This window comes from Streptomyces sp. WAC05292, from assembly GCF_003949955.1.
Taxonomy (GTDB): Bacteria; Actinomycetota; Actinomycetes; order Streptomycetales; family Streptomycetaceae; genus Streptomyces; species Streptomyces globosus.
In genome coordinates this window covers 1-830 of sequence record NZ_RPSE01000815.1, presented here as the reverse complement: position 1 = coordinate 830, position 830 = coordinate 1, and the positions used below count along the sequence as shown (strand labels likewise).

Genomic DNA, 830 nt, shown 5'->3' with positions numbered 1-830 from the left:
GGGCCGCGAGCCGGGCGAGTTCGTCCATGGAGGGCACCGGGGTCCCTGTGGCCGGCCGCCGCCGGCGGCCGACCACAGGGACACCGGTGACCTCCATGGACGAACTCGCCCGGCTCGCGGCCCTGCACGGCGTCGCCACCGACTACCGGCCCGCGGAGGGCGTCACCGTCGACGTGCCGCGCGAGACGGTCGTCGCGGTCCTCGGCCTGCTGGGCGTGCCCGCCCGCACCCCCGAGCAGGTCCGGGAGGCGCTCGCCGCGGCCGAGCGGGACGCCGCCGAGCGGCTGCTGCCGCCCGTCCTCGTCTGGTGGGCCGGGTCGGCGGCGCCCCGTGAGCTGGCGGGGCTGCCCCGCGGCACCCGGACCCGACTGGAGCCCGAGGGAGCCGCCGCGGGCGGTGTCCCCGCGGAGGGCGGGGCGGCCGCGGCCGGCTCCGCCGGCCCGTACGACTGGGACCCCGCGGTCCTGCCGCCGCTCGGCGTGCACCGGGTGCGCGCCGAGGCTCCCGACGGCCGCACCGCCGCCGCGACGCTGATCGTCGCCCCCGAGCGGGCCCCCGCCGTGCCGGAGCGCGCCCGCGGGCTGCTCGTCCAGCTGTACTCCCTGCTCTCCGAACGCTCCTGGGGCATGGGCGACCTCGGAGACCTCGCCGCGCTCGCCCGCTGGGCCGGCGCCGTCGGTGCGGCCGGCCCAGCGGGCGCGCACCGCGCGGTCGCCGAGCTCCCCCACGGCGCAGGCGCGCTCGGCGGGCAGGGAGTGCAGCTGGGCGAGCCGGCCGCGGGCGCGCTCCGGCACGGCCGCGCCCCGCCCGCCGCCGCCGGCCAGCGCCGC

General features: G+C 82.3%; 1 pseudogene. It reads left to right on the top strand.

Features of this window, described 5'->3' with window-relative positions:
• Positions 1–95: 95 nt before the first annotated feature.
• Positions 96–830, top strand: a pseudogene (locus EF903_RS33205) (hypothetical protein); the annotation flags it as partial.